Genomic DNA, 26,442 nt, shown 5'->3' on the forward strand with positions numbered 1-26,442 from the left:
AGGTGCTTGCGAACTGGCGGTAGGACCGCGATCGCTTTAGCATCGGATTGCGCCGCAACCGGGGAAACGGCATCCGATGCCAAAGATCAGACTCGACCGGATCGACCGCCGGATCCTCGCCCTGCTCCAGGAGGACGGGCGCCAGCACAACAACGATCTGGCCGGGCGGGTCGGCCTGTCGCCCTCGCCCTGCCTGCGCCGGGTCAAGGCGCTGGAGGAGGCCGGGGTGATCGGCCGCTACGTGGCGCTGGTCGATCCGGCCTCGGTCGATCTTCCGGTCAACGTCTTTGTGAATGTCAGCCTGGACCGTCAGGTCGAGGACCGGCTCGATTCCTTCGAGGCCGCCGTGATGGAGCGGCCCGAGGTGCTGGAATGCTACCTGATGACCGGCGACGCCGATTACCTGCTGCGCGTCGTCGTGCCCGATCTGGCGAGCTACGAGCGTTTCCTGAAGGATCATCTGACCCGCATCCCCGGCGTCGCCAGCATCCGCTCGGGCTTCGCCTTGAAGCAGGTGCGCTACCGCACCGCCCTGCCGCTCGGCCATCTGACGGATTGAAGGGGGAACCGGCCGGGCGCGCGGCGCAGATCTGGCCTGCGGGGCCGGGAGGGGGTGGGGCGGTGGACCCCGGCGCCCTCCGCTCCCAACTCTCCCCCAACGCCCCCATTTCGCGGACCCCGCCATGATTCCCTATTCCGTCCTCGACCTCAGCCCGATCGTCCAGGGGGCGACGGCCGCCGATTCCTTCCGCAACACGCTGGACCTCGCGCGGCACGCCGAGCGCTGGGGCTACACGCGTTACTGGCTGGCCGAGCACCACAACATGCCGGGCATCGCCAGCGCCGCCACCGCCGTGGTTATCGGACACGTCGCCGCCGGCACCTCGACCATCCGCGTCGGCTCGGGCGGGGTGATGCTGCCCAACCATGCGCCGCTGGTGATCGCCGAGCAGTTCGGCACGCTGGCCTCGCTGTTTCCGGGGCGCATCGACCTCGGGCTCGGCCGGGCGCCGGGAACCGACATGATGACCGCCCGCGCGCTGCGCCGCGACATGGGCGACAGCGCCGACCGCTTCCCGCAGGACGTCGTCGAACTCCAGATGTATTTCGAGGAGGCGGAGCCCAACCAGCGCATCCGCGCCGTGCCGGGGGCCGGCCTGTCCGTGCCGATCTGGCTTCTGGGATCCAGCCTGTTCAGCGCGCAACTCGCCGCGATGATGGGGCTGCCCTTCGCCTTCGCGTCGCATTTCGCGCCCGACATGCTGATGGAGGCGCTGGCCATCTACCGCGCCCGCTTCGAACCGTCGGCCGCGCTCGCCAAGCCGCACGCGATGGTCGCCGTCAACCTGTTCGCCGCCGACAGCGACGCCGAAGGGCGGCGCATCTTCACCTCGGCCCAGCAGCAGTTCGCCAAGCTGCGGCGCGGCACGCCGGGGCCGCTGCCCGCCCCCATCGACGACATCGACGCCTTCTGGGGGCCGGGCGAGCAGGCGATGGTCGAGCGGGCGCTCGCCGTCTCCGCCGTCGGCTCGCCGGACACGGTGGCGGCGCGTCTGGCCGAGATCATCCGCGTCACCCAGCCCGACGAGCTGATCCTCGCCGGCCAGATCTTCGACCACGCCGCCCGGCTGCGCTCCTTCGAGATCGGCGCCGGGGTGATGGGACGGCTGGCCGGCTGAGGCTCTTGTCAGGCGCGCGCATGCCCCCACCTAGGCTTGGAGGAAGAACCCTGGGAGGACCCGCATGCGCCGCATCGCCCGAACCGCCGCCCTCACGACCGCCCTGACCGTCCTCGGCCTGTCCCTCGCCGCCGGCCCGGCCGCGGCGGTCGACCAGACCTTCCGGACGGAAAAGGCGACCGTTCAGGTCACGACGGTCGCCGAAGGGCTGCGGCACCCCTGGGGGCTGGCCTTCCTGCCCGACGGGCGGATGCTGGTGACGGAGAAGGAGGGCAACCTGCGCGTCGTCGGCGCCGACGGCACGCGCTCCGAGCCCCTGCGCGGGGTGCCGAAGGTGGACGACCGCGGCCAGGGCGGGCTGCTCGACGTGGCGCTCGACCCGGATTTCGCCGGCAACCGCCTCGTCTATCTCAGCTTCTCCGAACCCGGTCCGGGCGGCAACTCCACCGCCGTCGCGCGCGGCGCGCTCAGCGCGGACGGCCGGTCGCTGGAGAGTGTCCGGGTGATCTTCTCGCAGAAGCCCAAGGTGGACAGCACCAAGCATTACGGGTCGCGGCTGGTCTTCGACCGCGCCGGCCATCTCTACATCACGCTCGGCGAGCGCTCCGAGGAGCGGTTCCGCACCCAGGCGCAGGATCTGAACTCGCATCTCGGCAAGCTCATCCGCGTCAACCGCGACGGCAGCGTCCCGGCCGACAACCCCTTCGTGAACCGTCCGGGCGCCTTGCCGGAGATCTGGTCCTACGGCCACCGCAACGCCCAGGGCGCCGCCCTTCACCCGCAGACCGGCGCGCTGTGGCTGAACGAGCACGGTCCGCGTGGCGGTGACGAGATCAACGTGCCGGAGGCCGGGAAGAATTACGGCTGGCCGGAGGTGTCGAACGGCGTGAACTACAACGGCACCCCGGTCGGCACCGGAAAGAAGAGCGCCCCCGGCATGGAGGATCCCCGCTATCAGTGGACGCCGGTGATCGGCGCCTCGGGCATGGCCTTCTACACGGCCGACGCCGTTCCGGGCTGGAAGGGCAGCCTGTTCAACGGCGGGCTGGCCTCCCAGGAGCTGGTGCGGTTGGAACTGGACGGCACGCGGGTGACGCACGAGGAGCGGCTGCTCCGGTCGCTCGGCAAGCGCATCCGCGACGTCCGGCAGGGACCGGACGGCGCGCTCTACCTGCTGACCGACGAGAGGCGCGGCGAGATCCTGCGCGTCGCCGCCGCCAAGCCGTGACCGTCAGCCGGTGGTGACGCGGCGGCAGCGCCGCTTCAGCAGGGCCATGGCCTCCGCCGTCTGGCCTTCCTCCAGCGAGAACAGCCGGTCGTCGAGCAGCCGCCCCTCGGAATCGAAGGCGCGGACGTGCAGGCCGGCGACCGTGTCGGACACGCTGGCGTCGACGACGCCATCGACGGTCTCGTTGCTGGCGACGTCGAGGAAGTCGGCCACCTCGTCCAGCGCGCCGTCGCCCTGCCACGCCTCGTCGGCGGTGAAGTCGAGCAGGTCGGTCAGGCCGCCGATCGGCTCGCAGCGGCGCACGCGCGGATCGGCGGCCTTCACCGCGTCCGAGAAGACGGCCATCGCCTCCTTGATGCGAAGCTCCTCGGCCGGGTCGATCTCCGGCTCGTCGGCGTCGCCGATGCCGAGCTTCAGCGGGTCGGGCTGCGCGTCGTTGGCGGCGGCGATGGCGTCGTCGCTCTCCTCGACCAGACCGACCACGGCGACGAAACGCGGGCCGGGCTGCTCGGCGTCGGGCTGGGCGGGCGCCAGCAGATCCTGCTTGCGGACGAAGGCCTCGGCCTGTTCGGTCGATTCCAGCAGCCGGTGCAGCAGGGTCCGGCGGTCGGCGGCCTCCAGATAGGCCAGCGGTTCCGGATCCAGCCACAGCGGCAGCAGCCTCGTGTCGGCGGCGGTCTCCAGCAGGCCGGAGGAATCGAGGCCGCGCTCGATGACCTCGACCGGCGGCGGCTCGGTCAGGTCGCCCTCGACCTCCACCGCCAGCCAGAACAGCGTCACCGTCGACGGGTCGCCGTAGCTGTCGGTGCGCTGGAGCGTCTCGGAGAAGGCGTCGACCTCGTCGATGAAGGCGTAGGATTCGTCCTCGCGCAGCTTGGCGATGGCGGCCTCGATCACCGGCTGGCGGCCCGAATCGAGAATCTCGTCGAGCAGCACGCCGAAGCGCTGGTCGTTGGCGCGCCACAGCCGGATCAGCCGGTCGGCCGGCGTCCCGGCGAAGGAGCCGCCCCGTCCGCCTTCCTTGCCGTTCGCCCCGTCTTTCCGTTTCGTCGCCATGATGGACCCCCGCGCGCTCGTTTCCGGCGACCATAGGAGCGGCGGGGCGCCCTGTCGACCGCCATCTGCGCGCCGGCGGGGCAGATCTCCCCGGATGATTTGACACACCCGCGACGCCTCGCAACCGGCTTTATAGTGCGGCCTGGGGAACCACGGGACGCGAAGGCGCGGGATGAACGGGGAACAGGACGGCAAGGGACTCGACGCGCTGCTGCGGGCGGCCGAAACGCTGCCGCACGCGCCCGCCGACGCGTGGGAGCTCGACCTGTTCCGCATCGCCCTGCGCATCGCCCGCTCCACCGAGGCGCCGGTCGACCTCCAGCGCGCCGACCTTGCTTTCAAGGCGCTGCCCGACCGGCTGCGGCTGCCGCTGGCCGAGCGCGCCGCCGTCATCGCCCGGCGCGCGGCCGAGCGCGCCGCCCGCCGGGAATCGGCGGAGCGTCCGGCCAGGCTGCTCGGTGTCCTGCGGCGTCGCCGCCCGGCCCCGGTCTCCAGCGGATCGACGGCGAAGGAGCGGCTGTTGCGCGAGCTGGACCTCGACCCTCCGGCCGACCGCTAGGCCTCTCCCCCATCCTTGAGCGAAGGTCACAGTCCCGGTGGTTTACCGGCCATCCCGAATGTGCAATCGTCCCCCCTCCAAATTGAGAGGGTGGTTGCAAAGACATGAGGGGCCCCATGCGTCGCGTGAAGCCACTGCTGGCCTGTGCCGTTCTGTCGGTCCTCTCCGCCTGCGCCAGCGGTGGCGGCAGCGGCGGTTCGCGGACCGCCACCCCGGCCGAGATCGACGCCTATGTGTCGGAAGCCTCCAAGCGCTTCGACATGCCCGAACTGTGGATCCGCGAGGTCATCCGCCAGGAGAGCGGCGGGCGCACCATGGTGAACGGCCGCCCCATCGTCAGCAAGGCCGGCGCCATGGGCCTGATGCAGGTGATGCCCGCGACCTACGAGGAACTGCGCCGCAAGCACGACCTCGGCTCCGACCCCTACGACCCGCACGACAACATCATCGCCGGCACCGCCTATCTGCGCGAGATGTACAACCTGTTCGGCGCGCCGGGCTTCCTTGGCGCCTACAATTGCGGGCCGGGCTGCTACGGCGACTATCTGGCCGGCAAGCGCAGCCTGCCCGGCGAGACGAAGCGATACATCGCCTCTGTCGGCCCGCGCCTGAACCGCACCCCGTCGCCGACCGGCGCCGACATCGTGCTGGTCAGCGCCCCCCAGGGCGGCGTTCCCCAGAGCAGCGACAGCGGCACCGCCCCGCCGCCCTACGCGGTGTCCTCCTACAGCCCGCCGGCCTACACGCCGCCTCCGGCGCCCTCCTACACGCCGCCTGCGGCTCCGGCCTACACGCCGCCGGCGCCCTCCTACGCGCCGCCTCCGGCGTCGTCGCGGCAACCCATCGCGGTGGCCGCCCTGCCCGCTCCGATCGCCGCGCAGTCCGGCCCGGTGCGGGTGGTGGCTCCCGACACGGCGCTGCCCAACGCCCGCCCGACGCCGCCGTCGATGGGCGGTGGTTCCGGCGGCGGGGGCTGGACGGTCCAGCTCGGCGCCTTCAAGTCGCCGGAGGACAGCACGCGGGTGATCGACCGTGCCCGCCGCTCGATGCCCGGCGCCCTGGCGCGCACCCAGAAGATCGTCCAGCCGGTGGACACCCAGGGCGGGCCGCTCTACCGCGCCCGCCTGACCGGCCTGACCCAGCAGGACGCGGCCAGCGCCTGCAACGGCCTGGTCGGGCTCGGCATGGCCTGCTTCGTGGTGGCGCCGGGGGCATAGAAGGACGGGCGCTCAGCCGTTGTCGCGGAAGGCGGGGTAGAGCGTCATCCCGCCGTCGACCGTCAGCGTCGCGCCGACCAGATAGTCCGCCATGTCCGACGCCAGGAACAGCGCCGCCCGCGCCACGTCCAGCGGTTCGCCGACCCGGCCGTAGGGGATGAGGCCGAGAAGCTTCTCCTCCGCCGCCCCGGTCGTCGCCTTCTCGTTGATCGGCGTGCGGATGGCGCCGGGGGCGAGGCCGTTGACCCGGATGCGCTCGCCCGCGACCTCCTGCGCGAGGCTGCGCATCAGCAGGGCGACGCCGCCCTTGGACGCCGCGTAGTTGACGTGCCCGGCCCAGGGGATGGTCTCGTGGACCGAGCTCATGCACAAAATCTTGCCGATGGCCCGCGACACGCCGCGGTCGCCCTGGGCGCGGAAGCGGCGGATCGCGGCGCGGGCGCAGAGGAACTGGCCGGTCAGGTTGACGTCGATCACCTTTTGCCAGTCGGACAGCGCCATCGACCCGATGGGGGCGTCCTTCTGAAGGCCGGAGTTGGCAACGAGGATGTCCACCGCGCCGAAGGCGGCGACGGCCCCGTCGAACAGCCGCTCCACCGCCGCCTCGTCCGCCACGTCGCCGCCGATGGCGACGGCCCGGCCGCCATCCTCCTCGATCCGGCGGACCAGATCGGCGGCCCGCCCGGCCCCGGAATGGTAGTTTACGACCACGGCGGCGCCCGCCCCGGCGAACAGCCGGGCGATGGCCTCGCCCAGGCCGGAACTGGCGCCAGTGACCAGCGCCACCTGCCCGTCGAGCCTGCATTCCATCGCCCATCCTCCACCGCCGGCCACGCTTGGCAGAAGCCCAACAGCGCGTGGCCCGGCGGTGTTCCGGGCCCCGGATCGGAGGCCGGGGTCAGGCGGTCGCCTGGATGGCGTCGGCGACCACGGTCATCAGCCGGTCGAGGTCGGCCGGCTCGGCATGGAAATGCGGGCCGAACTGGAGGGTGTCGCCGCCGTAGCGGACGTAGAAGCCCGCCTCCCAGCATTTCATGGCGATCTCGTAGGGCCGCCGCGCCGGCTCGCCCGGCAGCGCCGCGATGGTGACGGCGCCGGCCAGCCCGTAGTTGCGGATGTCGGCGACGTGCTTCAGCCCCTTCAGCCCGTGCAGCACGCTCTCGAAATGCGGGGCGAGCGCCGCCGCCCTGTCGGCCAGCTTTTCCCGCTCGAACAGGTCGAGGGCGGCGAGGCCGGCGGCGCAGGCGACCGGGTGGGCGGAGTAGGTGTAGCCGTGCGGGAACTCCACCAGATAGTCCGGCCCGCCATTGTCCATGAAGGTCTGGTAGATTTCATGGCTGGCGACCACGGCGCCCATCGGCACGGCGCCGTTGGTCAGGCCCTTGGCGACGTTCATGATGTCCGGCACCACGCCGAAGGCGTCGGCGCCGAAGGCCGCGCCCATGCGGCCGAAGCCGGTGATGACCTCGTCGAAGATCAGCAGGATGCCGTGCTTGGTGCACAGCTCGCGCAGGCGCTGGAGATAGCCCTTGGGCGGCGGCAGCACGCCGGCGGACCCGGCCAGCGGCTCGACGATCACGGCGGCGATGTTGGAGGCGTCGTGCAGGGCGACGAGTTCCTCCAGCGCGTCGGCCAGATATGCGCCCTCGTCGGGCATGCCCTTGGTGAAGAGGTTCTGCGGCAGCAGAGTGTGCGGCAGGTGGTCGGCATCGACGCCGGTGCCGAACAGCTTGCGGTTGCCGCCGATGCCGCCCAGGCTGATGCCGCCGAAATTGACCCCGTGATAGCCCTTGGAACGGCCGATCAGCTTGGTCTTGGCCGGCTGGCCCTTCAGCCGCCAATAGGCGCGCGCCATCTTCAGCGCGGTGTCGGTCGCCTCCGACCCGGAATTGACGAAGAACACATGGTCGAGCCCGGCCGGCGTCATCGAGGCCAGCTTGTGCGCCAGCTTGAAGGCGGCGGGGTGGCCGTGCTGGAAGGCCGGGCTGTAGTCCAGCTCGGCGATCTGGCGGGCGACGGCTTCCGAAATCTCGCGGCGGCCGTGGCCGGCGCCGCAGCACCACAGGCCCGACAGGCTGTCGTAGATTTTGCGGCCGCGCGCGTCCTCGTACCAGCAGCCCTCGGCCTTCACGATGACGCGCGGGTTGGACTTGAACTCGCGGTTGCCGGTGAAGGGCATCCAATGCGCGTCCATCTCCGCGCGGGTCAGGCCGCCGGCCCGGTCGGATCCGAAGCTGTGGTCGTCGTCCAAGGGGGCCATCCGCCGCTCTCCTGCGCCTGTGGGTTGATGAAGGGGGGTCGATGAGGGTGCGCGAGGCGGACAGTGTGCCGGGTCGATGGATGTGGTTAAATCCCAACCGTTCAAACTTCACTCAAGCCTTTCCCAAACATTCGAGCACCGCCATGAGCAAGCCCCCCCACCCCATGCCGGCCGTCACCGACGTGGACATCCGGCTGCTGCGGGTGTTCCGGACGGTGGTGGAGTGCGGCGGCTTCTCGGCGGCGGAGGTCGAGCTGAACATCGGCCGCGCCGCCATCAGCCTGCACATGGCCGACCTGGAGCGCCGGCTGGGCTTGAGCCTGTGCCGCCGGGGCCGCGCCGGCTTCCGGCTGACCGAGGAGGGGCGGCTGGCCTACGAGGCGGCGCTGCGCCTGCTGGCCGGGCTGGAGAGTTTCCGCAGCGAGATCAACGCGGCGCACGGCCGGCTGCGCGGCGAGCTGAACATCGGCATCATCGACAACCTCGTCACCCTGCCGCAGATGCGGGTGACCGACGCGCTGCGCGGGCTGAAGGTCCAGGGGCCTGAGGTGCGGGTCAACATCCGCATGGTTCCGCCCAACGAGATCGAGCGCGGCGTGCTGGACGGCCGGCTGCATGTCGGCGTGGTGCCGGCGCGCCGCGCCCTGCCCGGCCTTGCCCGCCTGCCGCTCTACGAGGAGGAATCGCGGCTCTATTGCGGCCGGGGCCACCCGCTGTTCGACGCGCCGCCGGATTCGGTGACGCGCGCGGCGGTGGAGGCCGCCGACGCCGTGGCGCCGACCCAGGGGCCGCTGCCCCACCCCCTGAACACCACGGCGACGGCGACCGACCGCGAGGGCGTCGCCTTCCTGCTGCTGACCGGCTGCTACGTCGGCTTCCTGCCGGTGCATTACGCCCGCCAGTGGGTGGAGCGCGGGGCGATGCGCGCCCTGCTGCCCGACAGCCACCGGCACAGGCTGGAGTTCCACGCGGTGACGAAGAAGGGCGTGCCGCCGAACCTGGTGCTGGAACGCTTCATGGGCCTGCTGGAGGCGGGCGCGGGAGCGCCGCCTTCGGAGGGCGGTGCCCGGCCGGTCAGGGATGCAGCGGCAGGTACCTGATCGCGGCCAGCAGGACGCCGGCGAAGGCCAGCAACATGCCGCCGAGCTTGACCGTCATCCGTTGCTCGAGCAGCCTCAGATCGGATCGTACGTCGGCGATGTCGGCTTTCAATTCCGACCGGACAGCCACGACTTCCGACCGGACGTCGGCGATATCGGCCCTTAATTCCGACCGGACGGCCACGATGTCGGCCTTCAGTTCGGCCTTCGCTTCGCCGAGATCCGCCTTGCTGGCGGCCTGGGTGTCCATGAAATCGGCAAGCGCCTCCACCTGTTCGGCGGTGAAGCCGACCTTCTGGAGCTTCAGGATCGCGGATGCGCTCATGGATCCTCCGCACCTCCGCGCGGGAGGCGACGTTCACGGCAGGTCCTTCCAGGGGATCGAACCGCAGCTTGAGTTTAAAATACTTCAGGCGACGGTTTGTTTCAATCCACGCCCGGATGCCGCGTGGTGTCGCAGGCTGTTGCCCGGCCGCAGTCCGTCGGCGTGTGGCGGGCGTGGTTTCTTCACGCGGCCGAAAGTTCAACTCGACCGTGGCCGTGATCGGGGCCATCGTTGGTGCCCGGCCGCCCCGCTCCAGACGTATTCCAGAGAAGGACACGCACGCGATGAAGAGTCTCGCCACCGCCGCCCTGCTCGCCGCCACCGCGCTGACCGCTTTCTCGACCGCCGCCCCGGCCGCCGAGACGCTGACCCTGCAACTGAAATGGGTCACCCAGGCCCAGTTCGCCGGCTATTACGTCGCGGCGGAAAAGGGATTCTACAAGGACGCCGGGCTTGAGGTGACGATCAAGGCCGGCGGCCCCGACATCAACCCGACGCAGATCATCGCGGCCGGCGGCGCCGACGTGATCGTCGACTGGATGCCGTCGGCGCTGGCGACCCGCGAGAAGGGCGTGCCGCTGGTCAACATCGCCCAGTTCTTCCAGACGTCCGGCATGATGCTGACCTGCCGCAAGGACGCGAGGATCGCCGACCCGAAGGACTTCAAGGGCAACACGCTGGGCGTCTGGTTCTCGGGCAACGAGTACCCGTTCCTGTCCTGGATGAGCAAGCTCGGCTATTCGACCTCCGGTTCGTCGCCGGACGTCAAGGTGCTGAAGCAGGGTTTCAACGTCGATCCGCTGCTGCAAAAGCAGGCGGCCTGCATCTCGACCATGACATACAACGAGTACTGGCAGCTCATCGAGGCCGGGATGAAGCCCGAGGATCTGGTCGTCTTCAAGTACCAGGACCAGGGCGTCGCCACGCTGGAGGACGGGCTCTACGCCACCGACAGGCAGCTTTCCGACCCGAAGACGGTGGAGAAGCTGGCGAGATTCGTGAAGGCGTCGGCCAAGGGCTGGGACTACGCGGCGAAGAACCAGGCCGAGGCGGTCGACATCGTGCTGGCCGCCGACACCACCGGCGCCCAGACCAAGGAGCACCAGACCACCATGATGCAGGAAGTCGCCAAGCTGATCGAGGGCGGCGCCAAGGGCACCGGCTATCTCGACCCGGCCGATTTCGACCGCACGGTGGGCATCCTGCTGTCGGGCGCCTCCGCGCCGGTCATCTCGAGGAAGCCGGAGGGCGCCTACACCCACGCGGTGTTCGACGCGGCGGCGAAGATGTAGGGGACGCCTCCGTTAGGACGGCCCTGGTCAGCGCGGCGGGGACAGGTGCAGAACGTGGTCGGCCAGCGCCAGCGTGCTCGGGCGGTGGCTGGCCACCAGCACGGCGACGCCGAGCCGCCGCAGGTCGGCGAACAAGGCGGCCTGGACATCCTCGTCCAGCGCCGCCGTCGCCTCGTCCAGCACCAGCAGGTCGGGGTTGCGGGCGAGCGCGCGGGCGATCAGCAGGCGCTGGACCAGACCGGCGGGAAAGCTGCCCTCGGCGACCAGGGTCTGGATGCCCATCGGCATCGCCGCAATGTCCGCGTCCAGGCGGGCCAGCCGCGCCGCTTCCCAGGCCCGCTCCGCCGGCAGCGGCGCCATGCCGAGGATGACCGAGCGGATGGTCGCGACCCCGATCTCCTCGTCCTGCATCACGGCGCCGATGCGCGCCCGGTAGGCGGCGGCGTCCAGCCCCGCCAGATCGCGGCCGTTGACCAGCACCTCCCCGGACTCCGGCCGGACAAGCCCGAGCGCCAGCGCCAGCAGCGTGCTCTTGCCGCTGCCGGACGGCCCGGCGACCGCCAGGATGTCACCGCGCGCCAGCGTCAGCCCGACCCCACGCAGGCACGGCGACGGAGCGCCCGGATGGGTGAAGGTGACGTCGCGCAGGGCCAGGGTTTCAAACCTTCCCGGTTCGGGCGCGCCGGGCGGCACCTCGGGCGCAGCCTCCAGCAGCGGGCGCAGCGGTTCCAGGCGGACCGCCAGGGGCAGGCGGCCGAAGGCGTCGGCGAGCCGGCGGGCGGCGCGGCAGGCGGGCAGCGCAGCCAGCGCCAGCGCCCCGGCGGTGGCGACGCCGCCGCCCTGCCCCAGGGTCAGCCCGGCGCCCAGCAACGGCGCGCCGAGGCTCAGCGCGTGGCCGACCGCGTCGGCGTCGGCAAGGCGATCGGCCGCCCGGCGCCTGATCACGGCGGCCGTGGCGAGCCCGTCCCGCGCCTCCTCCGCCGCCCAGGGGGCGGCGCCGAGCAGACGCAATTGCGGCAGCGCCTGCACCGCCCGGTCGATCCGCCGCCGCAGCTCCGGCGTCGCCGTCTCGCCGCCGCGCCGCGCGGCGTCGGCGCGGCGCAGCAGCGCCGCCTGCGTCGCGGCGCCGGCAAGCAGCAGCAGGCTTACGGCCAGGGCCGGCAGCGGCGCCGCCCATCCCATGACCGCAAGGGCCGGGACCAACTGCGGCACGGCGCGGCGGACCGACGCCCGCGCGGCCTCGGCCTGTTGCATCGCGGCGACGCCGTCGTGCAGCCGTTCGGCCAGCGTCAGCGGCGGGGTGTCGCGCAGGAGGCGGAGCGGCAGGTCGAACAGCCGGTCCCAGAGCCCGCCATGCAGCCCCAGGTCGGTCATCGCCGCCGCGCGCGCGGCCGCGATCCGCCGGGAATGATCGAAGAGCGCCCCTGCCAGCGCGGCGGCCAGCAGCGCGGCCAGAATCGTCAGGATGCCGGAACGGTCGCCCGCCGCGACCATCGGGCCGAGCGTCAGCAGCGCGGCGCCCGGCAGCGCGGCTGTCAGGCCGAGGCCGAAGCCGGCCGCCCAATCCGCCGCCCGCTCCCGTCCGGCGCCCGCCCGTGCGAAGCGGTTCCACGCGGCGGGGGAGAGCGGCCCGGCGCCGAAGCGGCGGAACGGCGCGTGGGCGTCCTCCGCCAGACGGGCGGCCAGCGCCCCGTCGAGCGGCACGCTGCGCCCGCCCGCCGGATCCCAGGCATCGGCGCCGCCCTTGCCATCCGGCCAGAGCACCAGCGCGCGACCGTTGCCATCCCGAAGGGTGACCAGAAGCGGACCGTTGTCGCGCCGCCACCACGCGCGCTGGCGCAGCCGGACCCGGCGCAGGCGCAGCCCCTCGGCCCGCGCGCGGTCGCGCAGGGCGTCGTCGCCGGACGGGGCGGCTTCGGCGACCCGCAGAAGCCGGGTGAGCAAGGGGACGTCCAGGGGGCCGCTCATCGCTCCGCCGCTCCCGCCGCCGGGGCGCAAGGGGAGGCGGCGCCCAGTTCGATCACCCGGTCGCAGCCGAGCAGACTCTCCGGGCGGCGGCTGACGATCAGCGTCGTGCAGCCTCGAGCGCGCAGCCGGTCGCGGATCGCGCGGTCGAGGTCGGGTTCCAGCGCGTCCAGCGCCTCGTCCAGCACCAGCAGGGCCGGCCGGCGCAGCAGCGCGCGGGCCAGCGCCAGACGGCGGCGCTGGCCGCCGCTCAGTTCCGCCCCGCCCCGCGCGAGCATCAGCGACAGGCCGCCGCGCGGCTCCAGATCCGCCGTCAGGGCGACGAGGTCGAGCGCGCCTTGCAGGGCCGCGTCGCTCAGGGTCCGGTCGCCGAAGCGCAGGTTGTCGGCGATCGTTCCCGGTTCCACCGGGCTGGAGCGGTCGACCAGGGCCACCGCGCCGGGGAAGCGCCGGGCCATCGCGTCGACCGGATGGCCGTCGAGCAGGACGCGGCCTGGTTCGGGGGCCAGCAGGCCGCAGGCCAGCTTCGCCAGCACCGACTTTCCCGAACCGGACGGACCGGCGATGCCGATCCGCCGGCCCGGTTCGACGGTCAGGTCGATCCCGGCCAGGATCGGCGGCAGCAGCGGCGACGGCCGGAAGCCGGCGTTCTCCAGCACCAGACGCCCGGCCGGCCGGGCAATCCCGCTCCTCCATGTGCCGTCTCCCTCTCCCCCTCGGGGAGAGGGTTGGGGTGAGGGGGATGCATCGCGGACCGTTTCAGGATGGGACGAAACGCTCCCGGCCCCGCCCGGATGCGAACCGCCGTGCCTTTCCCTCACTCCAATCCCCTCCCCGGGGAGGAGAGTGGGAGCAGGAGCCGGGCCGTCCTCCTGCGGTGCCGTGGCCTCGACGTCGGCCAAGCGGTGCAGCGCCGCCTTCAGCGCCTCCCGGCCGGGAAGCCGACGGTCCAGCCGGGCGAGCGGCCCGTGCAGCGCCACCGCCAGCGCGGCCAGCGCCACCGCATGGCCCGGCGTCAACCGCCCCTCCGCCACCCCCAGCGCGCCCATCCCGACGGCGAGCGCCAGCCCCGCCGCCGCCAGCCCGACGTGGAGCGCCGCCAGCGCCGCGTGGGCCGCCGCCGCCTCCTGCGCCGTGGCGAGTTGCAAGGCGTGGCGGCCGGCGAACTGGCCGAACAGCTCGGCGTCGCGGCCGCCGGTCTTGTGGGCGTCAAGGGCGTGGATCGTGTCGGCGTCGGGCAGGACCGGCGTCAGGTTCCCCCTTCCCGCCCGCGCCACCAGCCCGCCGCGCCGCGCGTGGACCACCCCGAGCGCCGCGAGGCCGAGCGCGGCGCTCGCCACCGGGCCGGCGCCCGCGACGGGATCGACCGCCAGGGCGGCGGCGGCCGGCGCCAGCAGCAGCGGAGCCTCGACCAGCGCCAGCGCGGCGCCCGCGTGGGTCTGGATGGCCGCCCCGCCGACGGCGGCGGCGGCGATCTGCCCGGCGGAGCGGCGGGCGAACCAGGGGGCCGGCAGGCGCAGCAGACGGGCGAGCACGGCCGCCGCCGTCCCATCGGCCAACCGGTTGCCGAGACGCGCCATCCAGCGGTCTCGCGCCCATCCGGCGGCGACCGCCACGGCGGCGGCCCCGGACAGGATCGCCGCCGCCGCCGGATGGCCGTTGGCCAGCCCCCCCGCCGCGAGGCAGGCGGCGGTCGTCGCCACGCCCGACAGCAGGGACGCCGCCAGGATGGCGAGGACGCCGCCCCGTTGCGGAAAGAGACGACGGGACAGGGCCGTCGGCCAGTCCCCCGGCCGGAACGGGCGGCGCGCGGGCGCCGCCGATGGCGCCGCCGGGCGGACGGTGATGGCGATGCCGGTGAAGTCGTCGGCGAATTCCTCCCAGGGGACGCGGCGGGGGCCGCAGCCGGGATCGTTGACCCGCACCTCGCGGGCGGTCATGCCCTCGACCACCAGGAAATGGATGAAGCGGCTGTGGACGATCAGTGGAAAGCCGAGGGTGGCCAGCGCCTCCGGCTCCTTGCGGAAGGCGCGCGCCTCCATGCCGTGATGGCGCGCGAGCTGGAGCAGCGTGCGTGCGGTCGAGCCGAGCCGGGTCGAACCGGCCGCCACCCTCAGGGTTTCAAGCGGGACCGGCCGCCCGTGATGCGCCAGCAGGATGGCGAGCGCCGCCAGACCGCATTCGGCGGTCTCCCCCTGGCGCAGATCCGGGGTGGCGGCGGGACGGGGGCGGCGCGGCGCGTTCCATGGACGGATCATCGGAGGCCACGCCGCGCCGGTCCGCTCAGCCGCCGAGAACGACGCGCGTGCCCTTCGACGACTTGTCGATGCCCGGCATCGTGGGAATGCCGCCGGCCACCAGATCCAACTCCTCGTCGGACAGCTCGCTCGGCTCGGCGTCGGCCAGGGCGACGCCGAAGCCGCCGTCCGCCTCCTCGACCAGGCGCAGGGGGACCGGCAGGTCGATGCCGTAATGGGTCTTGGCGGTGGCGTTCAGGTCGGCCTCCGCCTCGGCGCGGAAGGCCGGGTCGGTCTTGAGGCGCTCGGTGAAGGCGGCGATGGCGTCGAGGCCGAACATGGTCTTCAGGTCGATGTCGCTCATGGGATGCTCTCCAGGGTTGGGGGGGGCGGATTCTCCGGCGGGGCCGCGGGGTCGCGGGTCATCTCGAAGGTCTCGTCGACCCGCAGCGAGATCGGGGCGAAGCGCCGGCGCACCAGCGCCATCATGCGCGGGAAGACCGTGGCGAACATGGCGACGGAGCGCGGCCCGAAGGCCGCCGTCTGCCGGGCGTAGGCGTGCCAGTAGGCGCCGACCAGCATGCCGGTGTGCCACAGCGGGCGCGCCAGATAGGCGCTGCGGTAGAGGATCGCCGGGCGATCGCGGTGGCTGTCCAGCGGCACGCTGGCCGCCCGTTCGCCGATCACCCAGCCGACCAGCGCGCCATGGCGGCGCACGGCGACCGAGCAGGCCGGCTCGATGTGTTCGGCCCGCAAGTCCGGGTGCATGTGGGGCAGGACGTCCGGTTCGGCGGTCAGGGCGGCCAGAGCGCCGGCGTCGGCGGCACCGACGCCGCTCCAGGGTTCGAAGGCGAAGCCATCGGGGTCGCGCAGCCGCGCCGCCACCGCCGGCCAGGCGCCGACCGCTTCGACCATCGGGGCGGTCTCGCCGATGGCCCAGACCTGGGACAGGCGGGGAGCGCTCCATCCCGCGTGACCGAGCGTCGCGGCCAGGGCGGCGCGTTCCTTCAGGCGTTCGGAATAGCCGGCGCGCAGGCGGCCGGCGCCGGCCGCCTGCGCCGCCGCTTCCCAGGCCGCCGCCAGCCGGCGGCCGATGCCGCGCCGGCGCAACGGCGCCGCGACGGTGAGCGACAACAGATGCCCGGTGCCCTCCTGCACCATTCCAAGCGCCAAGCCGGCCGGCAACCCGCCGACCCGCGCGCCAACGGCGACCCAGGGGGCGGGAAGCGCGTCCAGCACCCAGCCGAGCCGGGGAAAGGTCAGGGGCGCGAAGGCGCCGGCCTTGCCGGACAGGGGGGAGAGGGACAGGGGGAGGCGGTCGGCGTCGGCGACGGTCACGCTGTGAATCGCGGGCCTCCGCCCTTCGCCACCGGACCGGAAGCGGTCACCGACCCGGCGCCGCCCGCCACGAGATCGAGTTCGCTGTCGGACAGCTCGTCCTCCGCCACGGCCTCGGCGATTTCGGCGCGGAAACCGATCTCGTCCTCGACCAGCCGCATCCTCAGGGGCAGGGTCACGCCGAAATGGCGCAGGACGGCGGCGTTCAGGTCGGCCTCCGCCTCCTCCCGGAACGTCCGGTCGGTTTCCAGCTTGAAGAGCGCCGCCTGCACCGTGTTCGCGCCGTACAGGGATTCGAAATTGATTTCGCGCATGCTCGCTCCGGCATCGGCCCCGGTCCGTCCACTCCCGACGGACCGTCCTGCTTCGAGCCGTATTATGCGGACATCGAAGACGCCCGCAAGCGTCAAGGTTGCGGTGCTCGCATATTTAATGTTGCAATCGAGAAATCAGCTTTCAAAAAAGCCGCATTTTGTTAAGAATATGAAATCAAACCGCGCTGCAACATCGTTTTTTTCTGGTACGCCGCGTCGGTTATTGTCTCTCCTGCTATTTTAAGGAGCAACCGATGACGCCCGCCCAACGTCCCTCCTTCCCCGCTCCGCCCGCGGCCGGGCGGCTGTTCCGCAAGGCGGCGCTCGACCGGCTGTCGGTGACGGAGGATCTCGACCGGCCGCCGACCCTCGCCAGCCCGCGCGGGCGCCGGTGGCTGCTGGGGCTGGCCGTGTTGTGCCTGGGCGTCTCGGTGGGGCTGCTCGCCTGACGGCTCCGAGGGAGGGGGCCGCCAGGACGAGGCCGGCATCACCCGGACAGGCCCCTGTCGGACACCCCCCCTGTCGAGGCGGGCGGTCAATGGCCGCCGAGATAGGCGGCGACCACCTTCGGGTCGTCGGCGATCCGGGCACCCGGCCCGTGCAGCGTGATGCGGCCGCTTTCCAGCACATAGGCGTAGTCGGCGATCTCCAGGGCCGCCTGGGCGTTCTGCTCCACCAGCAGGATCGTCGTTCCCTCCCGCTTCAGGTCGGCGATGATCCGGAAGATCTCCTCGACGAACAGCGGCGCCAGCCCCATGCTCGGCTCGTCGAGCAGCAGGAGGCGTGGGGCCCCCATCAGCGCGCGGCCGAGCGCCAGCATCTGCTGCTCGCCGCCCGACAGCAGGCCCGCCTGCTGGGCGAGGCGCTCCTGAAGGCGGGGAAAGCGTTCCAGCACCCGGCCGCGCCGCTTCTGGAACTCCCCGGCGTCCGGTGCCTGGAGACCGCCGAGCCGCAGATTCTCATCCACGGTCATCTCGGCGAAGACCTGCCGCCCCTCGGGAACCTGCCGGATGCCGAGCCGCGCGATGCGGTGGGCCGGCGCGTTGGTGATGTCCGTCCCCTCGAAGCGGACGCTCCCCCCGGCCGCCTTGAGAAGACCCGACAGGCCGCGCATGGTGGTGGTCTTGCCGGCGCCGTTGGCGCCGATCAGGCACACCACCGATCCCTGGGGAACCGCGAGGTCGATCCCCTTGACCGCCATCGTGCGGCCGTAGTCCAGGCGCAGGCCGGAGACATCCAGGAGGTTGGTCATGCGCCGTGGGCCTTTGCCAGTCGTTCCGCGACCTTCGAGCCGAGATAGGCCTCGATCACGGAGGAGTCGTTTCGGATGTCCCGCGGGCCGCCCTCGGCGATCTTGCGGCCGAAGTTCAACACCGTGATGCGGTCGCACAGGTCCATGACGAACCCCATGTCGTGCTCGACCAGAAGCAGCGTGACGTCGCGCTGGCCGAGCTGCTTGAGGAGGATCGCCAGCTCGCGCGTCTCCGCCGGGTTCATGCCGGCGGCCGGCTCGTCGAGCAGCAGCAGGCGCGGCCGGCTGGCCAGCGCGCGGGCGATCTCCAGCCGGCGCTGCTCGCCGTAGGCGAGGCTGCCGGAGCGGCCGTCCGCCTTGTCGGCCAGCCCGACGAATTCCAGCAGCTCCATGGCCTGCGCCCTGGCCTCGCGCTCCTCGGCGCGGAAGCCGGGCAGCCGCAGCAGCGCCGACCAGCCGGGGGCCTTCAGCCGGGTGTGCATCCCGGTCATGACGTTCTCCAGAACCGACATGTCGGAGAACATGCGGATGTTCTGGAAGGTCCGCGCCAGACCCATGCGGGTGCGGGCGTAGGGCGGCAGCGCCGTGACGTCCTGCTCGTCCAGCGTCAGGGAGCCCGATGTCGGACGCAGCAGCCCGGAGATCAGGTTGAAGAAGGTCGTCTTGCCGGCCCCGTTGGGGCCGATGATGCCGTGGACCGACCCGGCCGCGACATCCACGTCGACGGCGTTGACGGCCAGCAGCCCGCGGAACTGCATCGTCAGGCCGCGGGCGGAGAGCAGCGCGCTCATGGCGCCCGCCGCAGGCGGAAGGGGACGATGCCGCGCGGCAGGAACAGCACCGCCAGCACGATGATCAGCCCGTTGAAGACCAGACGGAAATCCGCCAGGGGGCGCAGAACCTCGGGCAGCGCCGTCAGGACGAAGGCGCCGACCACCGGGGCGATGGGCGTGCCGATGCCGCCGAGCAGCGCGAAGCTGAGAATGGTCACCGCCGCCTCAAATCCATATTCGTTGGGACCGATGAAGCTGTTGGAATGCGCCGCCAGCGAGCCCGCCAGCCCGGCCAGCATGGCCGAGGCGATCAGCGCCCCCAGCTTGTAGAGCGGCAGGTTGACGCCCATGACGCCGGCGGCCATCTCGTCCTCGCGCATCGCCTCCATGGCGCGGCCGATCCTGGAGCGGCCGACCGCCCAGAAGCCGGCGACGCAGACCGCCAGAAGCCCGTAGACCAGCCAGAGGCTGGCCTTCTGCGGGATGCCCGACAGGCCGAGCGCGCCGCCCGTCAGGCTCTCCGCGTTGATGTAGAGGACGCGCAGCACCTCGCCCAGCGCGATGGTCGAGATCGCCAGATAGACGCCGTTCAGGCGCAGCGTCGGCCCGCCGATGACCAGCGCCACCAGCGCCGGCACCAGCGCGGAGATCGGCAGGACCAGCCAGAAGGGCAGACCCAGCTTCAGCGTCAGCAGCGCGCCGGTGTAGGCGCCGAGCCCCATGAAGGCCGCCTGGCCCAGGGAGAGCTGCCCCAGCGCCATCACGCAGTACATCGACAGGGCCAGCAGCCCGTGGATGCCCAGCGCGTGGATCAGGTTTTCGTAGGTGAAGAGAAAATCATCCAGCCATTCGGCCATGGTCGTTATGCCCTTTTCACCTGGGCGCGTCCGAACAGACCGACCGGACGGAACCACAGGGTCAGCACCAGGATGGCGAAACCAACCGCTTCCTTGGCGTTCGAGGAAAGATAGCCGGCGGTCAGAACCTCCAGCACGCCAAGCAGGATGCCGGCGACGAGCGCGCCGCGGATGTCGCCCAGGCCGCCGATGATGATGACCGCGAAGCCGCGCAGCATCATCGCCTCGCCCATGAAGGGCTGGATGGCGTTGAAGTTCAGACCGATCAGCACGCCGGCCGCCCCGCCCAGCAGGCCGGACAGGAAGGACACGGCGACCACGGTGGCGTCGACGTTGATGCCCATCAGCCGAGCGGCGTCCTCGTTCTCCGCCAGCGCGCGGATCATCAGGCCGAGCCGCGTGTACTGGAGCAGCAGGAACAGCACCGCGACCATCACGAAGGCGGTGCCGACGATCAGCATCTGCACCAGCGAGACGCGGATGTCGGCGAACTCCAGGGCCGTCGAGCCGACGAAACCGAAGGGGAAGCGCTGGATCTCGGTGCCGATCAGCGCCGCCATCAGCGCGTAGAGCGCCAGCACGGCGCCCAGCGTCACCATCAGCGACGGCAGCTCGCCGGCCTTGGTCCGCCGCAGGCGGGTCAGCAGGATCCCGTCGATGACGACCGCCACCAGACCGGCCGCGAGCGACCCCAGCGGAAGCGCGATCCAGATCGAGGCACCGAGCGACCGGGCAAGCCACAGCGCCACGAAGGCGCCGACCGAGAAGTAGAAGCCATAGGTCAGGTTGATGACCCGGAGCACGCCGAAGATCAGGGTGAAGCCCAGCGCGAACAGCGCGTAGGTTGATCCAAGGACGAGACCATTGACCAGCTGTTGGGAAAGCATTGACCGGCTGCACCGCCTGATTTGATGAAGGACCGCGCCGGCCGCCCGGGGGATGTCCCCGGGAACGGCCGGCGCGGGAATAGGCTCGTGTGATTACTGGATGATCTGGAACTTGCCGCCCTTCATGCCGAGCACCACGACGCCCTCGGTCGAGGCCGGGTCGCGGCCCTCGGTGAAGGTGAAGGGGCCCATCGCGCCGTTGTAGTTGGTTTTCAGCAGCGTCTCGCGGATCTTGTCGCTTTCCGCGGCACCCGCCTTGTCGATGGCCTGGGCGACGATGTGCATCGTGTCATAGGCCTGGGCGGCGAACTGGTCGGGATCCTTCGAGTACTTCTTGCGGAAGTCGGCGACGAACTTGTCGTTCAGCGCGTCCTTCTTGTCGACGAACCACGGGCTGCCGACCATCAGGCCCTCGGCCGCCTCGCCGGCGATCTCGCCCAGCTTGGGGGAGTTGGCGCCGTTGCCGCCGATGAAGCGCACGCTGGCCGGGATGCCGAGCTGGCGGGCCTGGAGGACGACGCCGGAGATCGGCTCGACCAGCGCCGAGACGGTGATGGCGTCGACGTTCAGGGCCTTGATCTTGGTGAGCTGGGCCGAGAAGTCGGAATCCTTGCTGCCGAACGCCTCGATGGTGGCGATGGTCAGGCCGAGCTTCTCGGCCGCCGCCTTCATCGAATCGAAGCCGGATTTGCTGAAGGCGTCGTCGTTCGCGTACATCATCGCGATGGTCTTGACGCCGAACTTCTCCTTGGCGGTCTTCAGCGTGACCGGCACCACGTCGGATTCCGGCAGCGAGGTCCGGAAGATGTAGGGGCCCATCGCGGTGATGCCCACCGCGGTGGTCGAGGTGCCGACGGTGACGACCTTGCGCTCGTTGGTGACCGGACCGACGGCGAACATCTCGTTCGACAGCGTCGGGCCGATGATCACCGGCACCTTGTCGCGGCCGATCAGCTTGCGGGCGGCGTTGACCGCCTGGTCCTTGTTGCCGGCCGAATCCTCGACGATCAAGGCGACCTTCTTGCCGCCGAGGACGCCGCCGGCCGCGTTGATCTCGTCCAGCGCCAGTTCCAGCCCGGCCTTGATGGCGGTGCCGTACGCGGCGCTCGGTCCCGACAGGATCTCGATGGCGCCGACGGTGACCGTCTGCTGCGCGTAAGCCGGGGTGACCGCGACCGCCGCGACGGCGAGCGCGCCGGAAACCAGGAACGACCGAAACATACAATATCCTCCCACAGAATGCGCCTTTACGGGCTTGGGCTGACGTAGTTGTGATCGATAAGACAAAAATTGCAAGCGTTTGCCGTGCCCGTCGGCCATGCCATGCGAACGGCGCGGGGGCCGGGTCGCCGGTCGTGGCCGCGCCGCGGCCGGCGGCCGAAGGGCATGAACCGTCTGTGTGCGAAGAAGGGTGCGGGGTTTCGCCGGCGGTCGGCGCTTTCCGCGCGACAGGGTGAAGCGGTCATCCCGAAAGCCGGAAGAGCGGGGCGCCGGAAACGGCTCCCCGGTTCCGTCACGACGCGATCCGACATGACCGGCCGAAACCGACCCTCAGCGGGTCCTCCACACCCGCACCGTCCGGCCGCCGGTCGCCCCCACCCCTCTCTGGAAGGGAGCCGAACCCGTGCCCAGCACCATCGTCGTCGATCCTCCGGCGGCCGGCCCGCCTCCGCCGGACAACGCCCTGCCCCCCGGTCATCGGCTTTTGCAGCGCTATCCCCTGATCCGCGTGCTCGGCCGGGGCAGCTTCGGCATCACCTACGAGGCGGAGGACGAACGTCTCGGCCGCCGGATCGCCATCAAGGAGTATTTCCCGGTGGCCAGCGCGGTCCGCGCCGGTGCCGTGACCGTCTGTCCGCAGGACCGGGAGGATTCCCGCGCCTCCTTCGGCGACGGTCTGAAACGCTTCTGGCGCGAGGGCCAGACGCTGGCCCGCCTCGACCATCCGGGCATCCTGCGGGTGCATGACGTGCTGAGCGAGAACGGCACGGCCTATCTGGTGATGGAGATGGTGCCGGGCGAACCGCTGGCGGCCGTCCTGGCCCGTGGCCGGCCCGCTCCGGCCACCGTCGAGCGGCTGACGCGGGAGCTTCTGGACGCGCTCGCCGCCCTGCACGAGGCCGGCATCTGCCACTGCGACATCAAGCCGGAAAACATCATGGTCCGTCCCGACGGCCGGCCGGTGCTGATCGACTTCGGTTCCGCCCGCACCGACCGGCGTCTCCATCCGGGCGGACAGACCACCATCGCCCTGACGGTGACGCTGGGCTACGCCGCCCCGGAACTGCTCGACAGCCCGCCCAAGATCCAGGCGGCGGCCGACCTGTTCGCGCTCGGCACGACCGTCTACGGCATGATCGCCGGGGAGTCGCCGCCGGACGCCATCCGCCGCCTCACCTCGCTCAACCACCGCCGCGCCGATCCGCTGATCCCGCTGGCGCGCCTGCGTCCGCAAGGCCACGGCACCCGCTTCCTGACCGCCGTCGACCGCGCCATGGCCCTGAAGATCGACGATCGCCCGGCGACGGCGGAGGAATGGCTGGCCCTTCTGGGGACACCGGGGCCGGAGCGGCGCCGTCGGCCATGGACCGCCGCGGCCCTGGTGGCGGTGGCCGGCGGCGCCCTTCCCGTTCTGGCGACGGCGCCCCTGCCCGGCACGGTCGCGGCGGCGGCGGCGCTGTCTCTTTCCGGTGCTCTGCTGATGGGGACGGCCGGGCGCCTGTCCGCCACCGACGCCCTGACGGCCCTGACGGCGCTTCCCGTCCTGGGCTGGATCCTGGCGCGGCTGGGCGGCGGGCAGCGTCCGCCGGTGGATGCCGTCGCCGGGGGCTGGGCCGCGGCGACGGGTCTGCCGCCGTCGCGGCTCGACCTGCTGGCCATCCTGTTGGCCGGCCTTCTGCTGTGGCGCCTGTGGGCGTTCCTGGGGAGGCGGATGGACCGGGTGCGGGCGGTCCTGGCGGTGGTTCCAGGCGGCGTCGCCCTGGCGGCGGCGGCCGAGTGGACGCTGGGATGGTCGGCGGCCGTGCTGCCGGCGACTTGGGGGGCGGCGTGGGGAGCGATCGGCGCGCCGCCCTTCCCCGGCGGCCTCCCCTTGCCGGCGCTGGCTTCGTTGGCCTGGGGCCTTCAGGCGGCGGTGCTGGCCCTGGCTCTCCTGCTGCCGGCCCCGGCCGGCCGTGGAGGCCGCTCATGATCCTGTTTCCCGGCCGGCGGCCGGCGGCGTGGGGCCGGCGGCCGGCCTGGGCCCGGAGTCCGCGCTGGTTCCCCTTCGGCAAGGCCCGGCCGCGGTCGGCCGGGCCGGTTCCCGACATCGGCATCGCGCAGCATCAGGGCGGCCGCGCCGAACAGCAGGACCGGGTGTTCGAGGCCGGGCGGCAGGCGGACCGCCCGGCCTTCGCGCTGGTCGCCGACGGCATGGGCGGGCTGCGGGCCGGGGGGGCCGCCGCCGACCTCGTGGTCGAAACGGCCGGGCGGCTGCTCGACCGGCCGCCGGCCGATCCGGAGCAGGCCCGCCGTCACCTCGCGGCGCTCTGCCGCATGGCCCATCATCGGATCCTGGAACGGCACGGCCAGGGGCACGGCGGCCGCGAGGCGGCCTCCGGCAGCACGGTCGCCGCCGCCTGGGTCGGCCCCGGCTGGGCCGTCTGGGCCCATGTGGGCGACACCCGCGTCTACCTGGTCCGCGACGGCCGGCTGCTCCGCCGCACCCGCGACCACTCCATGACCGAATGGCTCTACGCCTGCGGGGCCATCGACGAGGCCGCGATCGCGTCTCATCCGGACCAGAACAAGCTGACCCAATGCCTGGGCGGACCGGCCCCGCCGACGCCGGACATCGATCACGCCATTCTCCAGGAGGGCGACGCCCTGCTGCTGGCCACCGACGGGGTGTGGGCACAGGTGCCGGAGGCGGCCATCCTCGCCGCCGCGATGGAGCGCGACCCGGCGGCGGCGGCCGACGGGCTGGTCCGCGCCGCCGTCCTTGCCGGCGGTCCCGGCAGCGACAACGCGACCGTCCTCATCCTGCGGCACGAGGCGTCATCCCGAAGGACGTAATCACGATCCCCCTTGCATGGAAGCATCCGCGCCATGGACAACCCGACCATCGACACCTCCCGCCTCGACCCCATCTTCGACCAGCCGCTCGCCGTTCCGTCCTGCCTGTCCGCCGCGCCCCCGGCGACGGCCAAGCCGCCCCTGGTGGCGTCGCGCGTCCAGGACGCCCCGTTCCGCTCCGTCAACCGCGTCCATCTGCGCGGCATCGCCCGCTGGCTCGAGGGCGACCTTCCGGACAGCCTCTTCCAGAGTCCCAGCAGTTGGGTCGGCCGCAGCGACAGCATCGTCAACGTCGATTCCGGCAAGCCGCAGGACCGGCTGGCGGCCGGACTCGGCCAGAATCCCTTGCTCGGCGTGGTGGAGAACCGCCGGACGCGACGCCACGACTATCAGGAATTCACCGCCCAGGACGTGAAGATCCTGCTGCCGGCGGCGATCCACGAAACCTTCCTCGACATGGGGGGCGTGCCGATCGCGCATCTCACCGACCGGCTGGAGCGGCTGATCGCCCACGAGTTCGGCCGGCGCTTCCTGGCTCCCGAGCGCGGCGCCAACGTGATCGCCGAACCGGCGGCGTCCCTGCCGAACGACGAGGTCATCCTGCTGTTCGGCGCCTCGGTGTTCGTCCCCAACGAAAAGGACGAACGGCTCTGCGACATGGAGCTGTTCGTCGACACCGGCAGCGGCCCGGCGCCCGTGCCCGAGGTGTTCGCGTTCTCCTTCACCCGCCCCTTCGCGGATCTGCCGTCCTGCCAGTCGATCCGGCGGCCGGCGGCGCTCTACCGCAAGCAGACCAGCCTTCTCATCAGCCCCGACGCGACCCGCGCCCCGCTGGTGCTGCCCGCCGCCCTCGGCCTCCCGCCCGAGGCGTCCTTGCAGATCGGCCTGTCGCCCGACCGCGCGCGCGGCGACGGTGTCTTCTTCCAGCGGGAAGGGACGATGGTGCGGGAAAGCGGCGGCGTCCGGACGTTCCGTTTCCATCAGGCCCAGCCCTCCGCGACTCCGGGGCAGAACATCGCGGTCGAGATCCGCATCGTCCCGGCCGCCCCGGTGAAGGCGGCGACGGCGGTTCCGCCGCCGGCCGGACCGCGGGATCGGGCCGGACCGCTTCCTCAGAAGATCGGAAAGCCCCGCCGCTCGCTTTGGGCCGCCCTGGTCGGGGCGATGACGCCCAAGCCCGGAGCGGGGCGGCGCGCGCCGGACATGTCGCCGCATCCGCCGCGGACGATGGCCGACGCGCGCCATACGATCGTGCTGACGGGGGAGGCTCTGGCCAGCCTCGACGCCGACCCGCTTCACCTGGCCTTCTCGCCCGCCTCGCCCTACCGGCTGAGCGTCGTGGCGCTGGCGCTGCCCCGGCTGCCCCGGCTGCCCGGCGGCGGGTGGGGGCCGACCTCCTGGACGCTGGCCTTGACCGAGGCCGGCGAGATCACCGTGCGGCCGGTGGGGCGGGCCGGCGCCGAAACCCTGAAGCTGGCGATCCTCGGCGGCCGGGCCGGCGACGCCAACCTGTTCGCCATACCGGCGGGCGGCGGCGCGTGGGTGGTGGTGCCGGAGGATGGGCGCATGGCCCTGCTGCCGGACGGACGCGAAGCCCCCCTGCTGCCCGCGCCCGGCTTGGTCGCCGAGCGCTACCACATGCTCCTGAAGCTGCCTCGGCCGCGCCATTTCCCCCTGTTGGGCTCCGGCGAGCAGTTGATCGGCCGCCAGAACCAGAACGCCGCGGCCGGCGATGGCGCGCTTCCCAAGCTGCAATTCGGGCTGCTCGACCTGCCGGGATCGATGGACGTGCCCGACGGCACCATGGAGATGGTCAACCTGTCGCGCGACCATGTGCGGGCCTGGATCGCCGACGACCGTCTGATGGTGGCGATGCACGCCGGCCGGGCGCCGGTGTGGCGGCTCGATGGCGGCTTCGAAGCGGTCGAGGAGCGCCAGCCCGGCGGCGGCGAGCCGCTGACACTGGTGCCGGGCGACCATCTGCTGCTCGGCTGCTACGTCCTCCAGTTCGGCAGAACGGCCGATCCGGTCTGACAGGGGAGAGCGTTCC

25 protein-coding genes are annotated in these 26,442 nt (G+C 72.0%); 11 read left to right on the plus strand and 14 right to left on the minus strand.

Translation table 11 applies throughout. The annotated features are described in order from the left end of the window. The first annotated feature begins 76 nt into the window (after nt 1-76). From JN22_RS02435 to JN22_RS02445, 3 genes are all read left to right on the plus strand, one after another. Nucleotides 77-559 carry an Lrp/AsnC family transcriptional regulator gene (locus JN22_RS02435; RefSeq protein WP_085552366.1) on the plus strand — a complete coding sequence of 161 codons (483 nt, stop codon included), beginning with the start codon at nt 77-79 and terminating at the stop codon, nt 557-559. A 124-nt stretch (nt 560-683) separates the two neighbouring features. Then, nucleotides 684-1,679 (plus strand): LLM class flavin-dependent oxidoreductase, encoded by a 996-nt coding sequence (locus JN22_RS02440; protein ID WP_085552367.1) that lies wholly within the window; start codon nt 684-686, stop codon nt 1,677-1,679. Between the two features lie 64 nt (nt 1,680-1,743). After that, the gene (locus JN22_RS02445; RefSeq protein WP_085552368.1) at nt 1,744-2,907 is read left to right on the plus strand and encodes a PQQ-dependent sugar dehydrogenase; all 1,164 of its coding nucleotides are present in this window, start codon (nt 1,744-1,746) and stop codon (nt 2,905-2,907) included. Between the two features lie 3 nt (nt 2,908-2,910). On the opposite strand, the gene JN22_RS02450 is transcribed toward JN22_RS02445, so the two are convergent. Beyond that, on the minus strand, nt 2,911-3,963 hold the full coding sequence (locus tag JN22_RS02450; RefSeq protein ID WP_085552369.1) for a hypothetical protein: 1,053 nt from the start codon (nt 3,961-3,963) through the stop codon (nt 2,911-2,913). Nucleotides 3,964-4,135: 172 nt separating this feature from the next. On the opposite strand from JN22_RS02450, the gene JN22_RS02455 reads away from it, so the two are divergent. Further along, the gene (locus JN22_RS02455) at nt 4,136-4,522 is read left to right on the plus strand and encodes a hypothetical protein (protein ID WP_085552370.1); all 387 of its coding nucleotides are present in this window, start codon (nt 4,136-4,138) and stop codon (nt 4,520-4,522) included. Between the two features lie 116 nt (nt 4,523-4,638). After that, nucleotides 4,639-5,739: a lytic transglycosylase domain-containing protein gene (locus JN22_RS02460; protein WP_223677528.1), complete on the plus strand. Its 1,101-nt coding sequence runs from the start codon at nt 4,639-4,641 to the stop codon at nt 5,737-5,739. Between the two features lie 12 nt (nt 5,740-5,751). On the opposite strand, the gene JN22_RS02465 is transcribed toward JN22_RS02460, so the two are convergent. Continuing rightward, complete coding sequence (locus tag JN22_RS02465; RefSeq protein WP_085552372.1) at nt 5,752-6,549, minus strand: glucose 1-dehydrogenase; 798 nt, start codon at nt 6,547-6,549, stop codon at nt 5,752-5,754. An 88-nt stretch (nt 6,550-6,637) separates the two neighbouring features. Further along, entirely contained in the window at nt 6,638-7,999 is a 1,362-nt protein-coding gene (locus tag JN22_RS02470; RefSeq protein ID WP_085552373.1) for an aspartate aminotransferase family protein, read from the minus strand. Between the two features lie 143 nt (nt 8,000-8,142). Between JN22_RS02470 and JN22_RS02475 the strand changes: the two genes are divergently transcribed. Further along, complete coding sequence (locus JN22_RS02475) at nt 8,143-9,099, plus strand: LysR family transcriptional regulator (protein WP_085552374.1); 957 nt, start codon at nt 8,143-8,145, stop codon at nt 9,097-9,099. On the opposite strand, the gene JN22_RS02480 is transcribed toward JN22_RS02475, so the two are convergent. Beyond that, on the minus strand, nt 9,074-9,424 hold the full coding sequence (locus JN22_RS02480; protein ID WP_085552375.1) for a CCDC90 family protein: 351 nt from the start codon (nt 9,422-9,424) through the stop codon (nt 9,074-9,076). The genes JN22_RS02475 and JN22_RS02480 overlap by 26 nt on opposite strands. 284 nt (nt 9,425-9,708) lie before the next feature. On the opposite strand from JN22_RS02480, the gene JN22_RS02485 reads away from it, so the two are divergent. Next, nucleotides 9,709-10,716, plus strand: a complete 1,008-nt coding sequence (locus JN22_RS02485; protein WP_085552376.1) for an ABC transporter substrate-binding protein — start codon at nt 9,709-9,711, stop codon at nt 10,714-10,716. Between the two features lie 27 nt (nt 10,717-10,743). Here the strand turns inward: JN22_RS02485 and JN22_RS02490 are convergent, their stop codons facing one another. From JN22_RS02490 to JN22_RS02510, 5 genes are read right to left on the minus strand one after another with little or no spacing between them, the layout of a single operon-like run. Next, nucleotides 10,744-12,684, minus strand: a complete 1,941-nt coding sequence (locus tag JN22_RS02490) for an ATP-binding cassette domain-containing protein (RefSeq protein WP_085552377.1) — start codon at nt 12,682-12,684, stop codon at nt 10,744-10,746. Further along, the gene (locus JN22_RS02495; RefSeq protein WP_085552378.1) at nt 12,681-14,939 is read right to left on the minus strand and encodes a cysteine peptidase family C39 domain-containing protein; all 2,259 of its coding nucleotides are present in this window, start codon (nt 14,937-14,939) and stop codon (nt 12,681-12,683) included. Before JN22_RS02495 ends, JN22_RS02490 begins: the two co-directional genes overlap by 4 nt. A gap of 25 nt (nt 14,940-14,964) precedes the next feature. After that, nucleotides 14,965-15,282, minus strand: a complete 318-nt coding sequence (locus tag JN22_RS02500) for a hypothetical protein (protein WP_085552379.1) — start codon at nt 15,280-15,282, stop codon at nt 14,965-14,967. Beyond that, entirely contained in the window at nt 15,279-16,256 is a 978-nt protein-coding gene (locus JN22_RS02505) for a GNAT family N-acetyltransferase (RefSeq protein WP_085552380.1), read from the minus strand. The genes JN22_RS02500 and JN22_RS02505 overlap by 4 nt, the downstream gene beginning before the upstream one ends. After that, nucleotides 16,253-16,570, minus strand: coding sequence for a hypothetical protein (locus JN22_RS02510; protein ID WP_085552381.1), 318 nt, complete (start codon nt 16,568-16,570; stop codon nt 16,253-16,255). The genes JN22_RS02505 and JN22_RS02510 overlap by 4 nt, the downstream gene beginning before the upstream one ends. A gap of 254 nt (nt 16,571-16,824) precedes the next feature. Between JN22_RS02510 and JN22_RS02515 the strand changes: the two genes are divergently transcribed. Next, a complete protein-coding gene (locus JN22_RS02515) occupies nt 16,825-17,019 on the plus strand; it encodes a hypothetical protein (protein ID WP_085552382.1) in 195 nt (64 codons plus the stop codon). Nucleotides 17,020-17,105: 86 nt separating this feature from the next. Here the strand turns inward: JN22_RS02515 and JN22_RS02520 are convergent, their stop codons facing one another. The 5 genes from JN22_RS02520 to JN22_RS02540 all read right to left on the minus strand — a co-directional run bounded on the left by JN22_RS02520 (nt 17,106) and on the right by JN22_RS02540 (nt 21,560). Then, a complete protein-coding gene (locus tag JN22_RS02520) occupies nt 17,106-17,822 on the minus strand; it encodes an ABC transporter ATP-binding protein (protein ID WP_085552383.1) in 717 nt (238 codons plus the stop codon). Then, nucleotides 17,819-18,613, minus strand: coding sequence for an ABC transporter ATP-binding protein (locus JN22_RS02525; RefSeq protein ID WP_085552384.1), 795 nt, complete (start codon nt 18,611-18,613; stop codon nt 17,819-17,821). The genes JN22_RS02520 and JN22_RS02525 overlap by 4 nt, the downstream gene beginning before the upstream one ends. Continuing rightward, nucleotides 18,610-19,452 carry a branched-chain amino acid ABC transporter permease gene (locus JN22_RS02530; protein WP_085552385.1) on the minus strand — a complete coding sequence of 281 codons (843 nt, stop codon included), beginning with the start codon at nt 19,450-19,452 and terminating at the stop codon, nt 18,610-18,612. The genes JN22_RS02525 and JN22_RS02530 overlap by 4 nt, the downstream gene beginning before the upstream one ends. 5 nt (nt 19,453-19,457) lie before the next feature. Then, a complete protein-coding gene (locus JN22_RS02535) occupies nt 19,458-20,339 on the minus strand; it encodes a branched-chain amino acid ABC transporter permease (protein WP_085552386.1) in 882 nt (293 codons plus the stop codon). A 93-nt stretch (nt 20,340-20,432) separates the two neighbouring features. Continuing rightward, nucleotides 20,433-21,560 carry an ABC transporter substrate-binding protein gene (locus tag JN22_RS02540; RefSeq protein ID WP_085552387.1) on the minus strand — a complete coding sequence of 376 codons (1,128 nt, stop codon included), beginning with the start codon at nt 21,558-21,560 and terminating at the stop codon, nt 20,433-20,435. Nucleotides 21,561-21,963: 403 nt separating this feature from the next. Between JN22_RS02540 and JN22_RS02545 the strand changes: the two genes are divergently transcribed. From JN22_RS02545 to JN22_RS02555, 3 genes are read left to right on the plus strand one after another with little or no spacing between them, the layout of a single operon-like run. Next, on the plus strand, nt 21,964-23,529 hold the full coding sequence (locus tag JN22_RS02545; protein ID WP_085552388.1) for a serine/threonine-protein kinase: 1,566 nt from the start codon (nt 21,964-21,966) through the stop codon (nt 23,527-23,529). Continuing rightward, entirely contained in the window at nt 23,526-24,392 is an 867-nt protein-coding gene (locus JN22_RS02550) for a PP2C family protein-serine/threonine phosphatase (protein ID WP_143268110.1), read from the plus strand. Before JN22_RS02545 ends, JN22_RS02550 begins: the two co-directional genes overlap by 4 nt. Before the next feature lie 33 nt (nt 24,393-24,425). Further along, nucleotides 24,426-26,426, plus strand: a complete 2,001-nt coding sequence (locus JN22_RS02555) for a hypothetical protein (RefSeq protein ID WP_085552390.1) — start codon at nt 24,426-24,428, stop codon at nt 26,424-26,426. The last annotated feature ends 16 nt before the right edge of the window (nt 26,427-26,442 follow it).

This window comes from Azospirillum agricola (assembly GCF_020005195.1).
Classification (GTDB): Bacteria; Pseudomonadota; Alphaproteobacteria; order Azospirillales; family Azospirillaceae; genus Azospirillum; species Azospirillum agricola.

Bases quoted from the DNA above. Each gene is read 5' to 3' on its own strand.
- JN22_RS02435 (WP_085552366.1), top strand. From the start codon at position 77: ATGCCAAAGATCAGACTCGACCGGATCGACCGCCGGATCCTCGCCCTG.
- JN22_RS02440 (WP_085552367.1), top strand. From the start codon at position 684: ATGATTCCCTATTCCGTCCTCGACCTCAGCCCGATCGTCCAGGGGGCG.
- JN22_RS02445 (WP_085552368.1), top strand. From the start codon at position 1,744: ATGCGCCGCATCGCCCGAACCGCCGCCCTCACGACCGCCCTGACCGTC.
- JN22_RS02450 (WP_085552369.1), bottom strand. From the start codon at position 3,963: ATGGCGACGAAACGGAAAGACGGGGCGAACGGCAAGGAAGGCGGACGG.
- JN22_RS02455 (WP_085552370.1), top strand. From the start codon at position 4,136: ATGAACGGGGAACAGGACGGCAAGGGACTCGACGCGCTGCTGCGGGCG.
- JN22_RS02460 (WP_223677528.1), top strand. From the start codon at position 4,639: ATGCGTCGCGTGAAGCCACTGCTGGCCTGTGCCGTTCTGTCGGTCCTC.
- JN22_RS02465 (WP_085552372.1), bottom strand. From the start codon at position 6,549: ATGGAATGCAGGCTCGACGGGCAGGTGGCGCTGGTCACTGGCGCCAGT.
- JN22_RS02470 (WP_085552373.1), bottom strand. From the start codon at position 7,999: ATGGCCCCCTTGGACGACGACCACAGCTTCGGATCCGACCGGGCCGGC.
- JN22_RS02475 (WP_085552374.1), top strand. From the start codon at position 8,143: ATGAGCAAGCCCCCCCACCCCATGCCGGCCGTCACCGACGTGGACATC.
- JN22_RS02480 (WP_085552375.1), bottom strand. From the start codon at position 9,424: ATGAGCGCATCCGCGATCCTGAAGCTCCAGAAGGTCGGCTTCACCGCC.
- JN22_RS02485 (WP_085552376.1), top strand. From the start codon at position 9,709: ATGAAGAGTCTCGCCACCGCCGCCCTGCTCGCCGCCACCGCGCTGACC.
- JN22_RS02490 (WP_085552377.1), bottom strand. From the start codon at position 12,684: ATGAGCGGCCCCCTGGACGTCCCCTTGCTCACCCGGCTTCTGCGGGTC.
- JN22_RS02495 (WP_085552378.1), bottom strand. From the start codon at position 14,939: ATGATCCGTCCATGGAACGCGCCGCGCCGCCCCCGTCCCGCCGCCACC.
- JN22_RS02500 (WP_085552379.1), bottom strand. From the start codon at position 15,282: ATGAGCGACATCGACCTGAAGACCATGTTCGGCCTCGACGCCATCGCC.
- JN22_RS02510 (WP_085552381.1), bottom strand. From the start codon at position 16,570: ATGCGCGAAATCAATTTCGAATCCCTGTACGGCGCGAACACGGTGCAG.
- JN22_RS02515 (WP_085552382.1), top strand. From the start codon at position 16,825: ATGACGCCCGCCCAACGTCCCTCCTTCCCCGCTCCGCCCGCGGCCGGG.
- JN22_RS02520 (WP_085552383.1), bottom strand. From the start codon at position 17,822: ATGACCAACCTCCTGGATGTCTCCGGCCTGCGCCTGGACTACGGCCGC.
- JN22_RS02525 (WP_085552384.1), bottom strand. From the start codon at position 18,613: ATGAGCGCGCTGCTCTCCGCCCGCGGCCTGACGATGCAGTTCCGCGGG.
- JN22_RS02530 (WP_085552385.1), bottom strand. From the start codon at position 19,452: ATGGCCGAATGGCTGGATGATTTTCTCTTCACCTACGAAAACCTGATC.
- JN22_RS02535 (WP_085552386.1), bottom strand. From the start codon at position 20,339: ATGCTTTCCCAACAGCTGGTCAATGGTCTCGTCCTTGGATCAACCTAC.
- JN22_RS02540 (WP_085552387.1), bottom strand. From the start codon at position 21,560: ATGTTTCGGTCGTTCCTGGTTTCCGGCGCGCTCGCCGTCGCGGCGGTC.
- JN22_RS02550 (WP_143268110.1), top strand. From the start codon at position 23,526: ATGATCCTGTTTCCCGGCCGGCGGCCGGCGGCGTGGGGCCGGCGGCCG.
- JN22_RS02555 (WP_085552390.1), top strand. From the start codon at position 24,426: ATGGACAACCCGACCATCGACACCTCCCGCCTCGACCCCATCTTCGAC.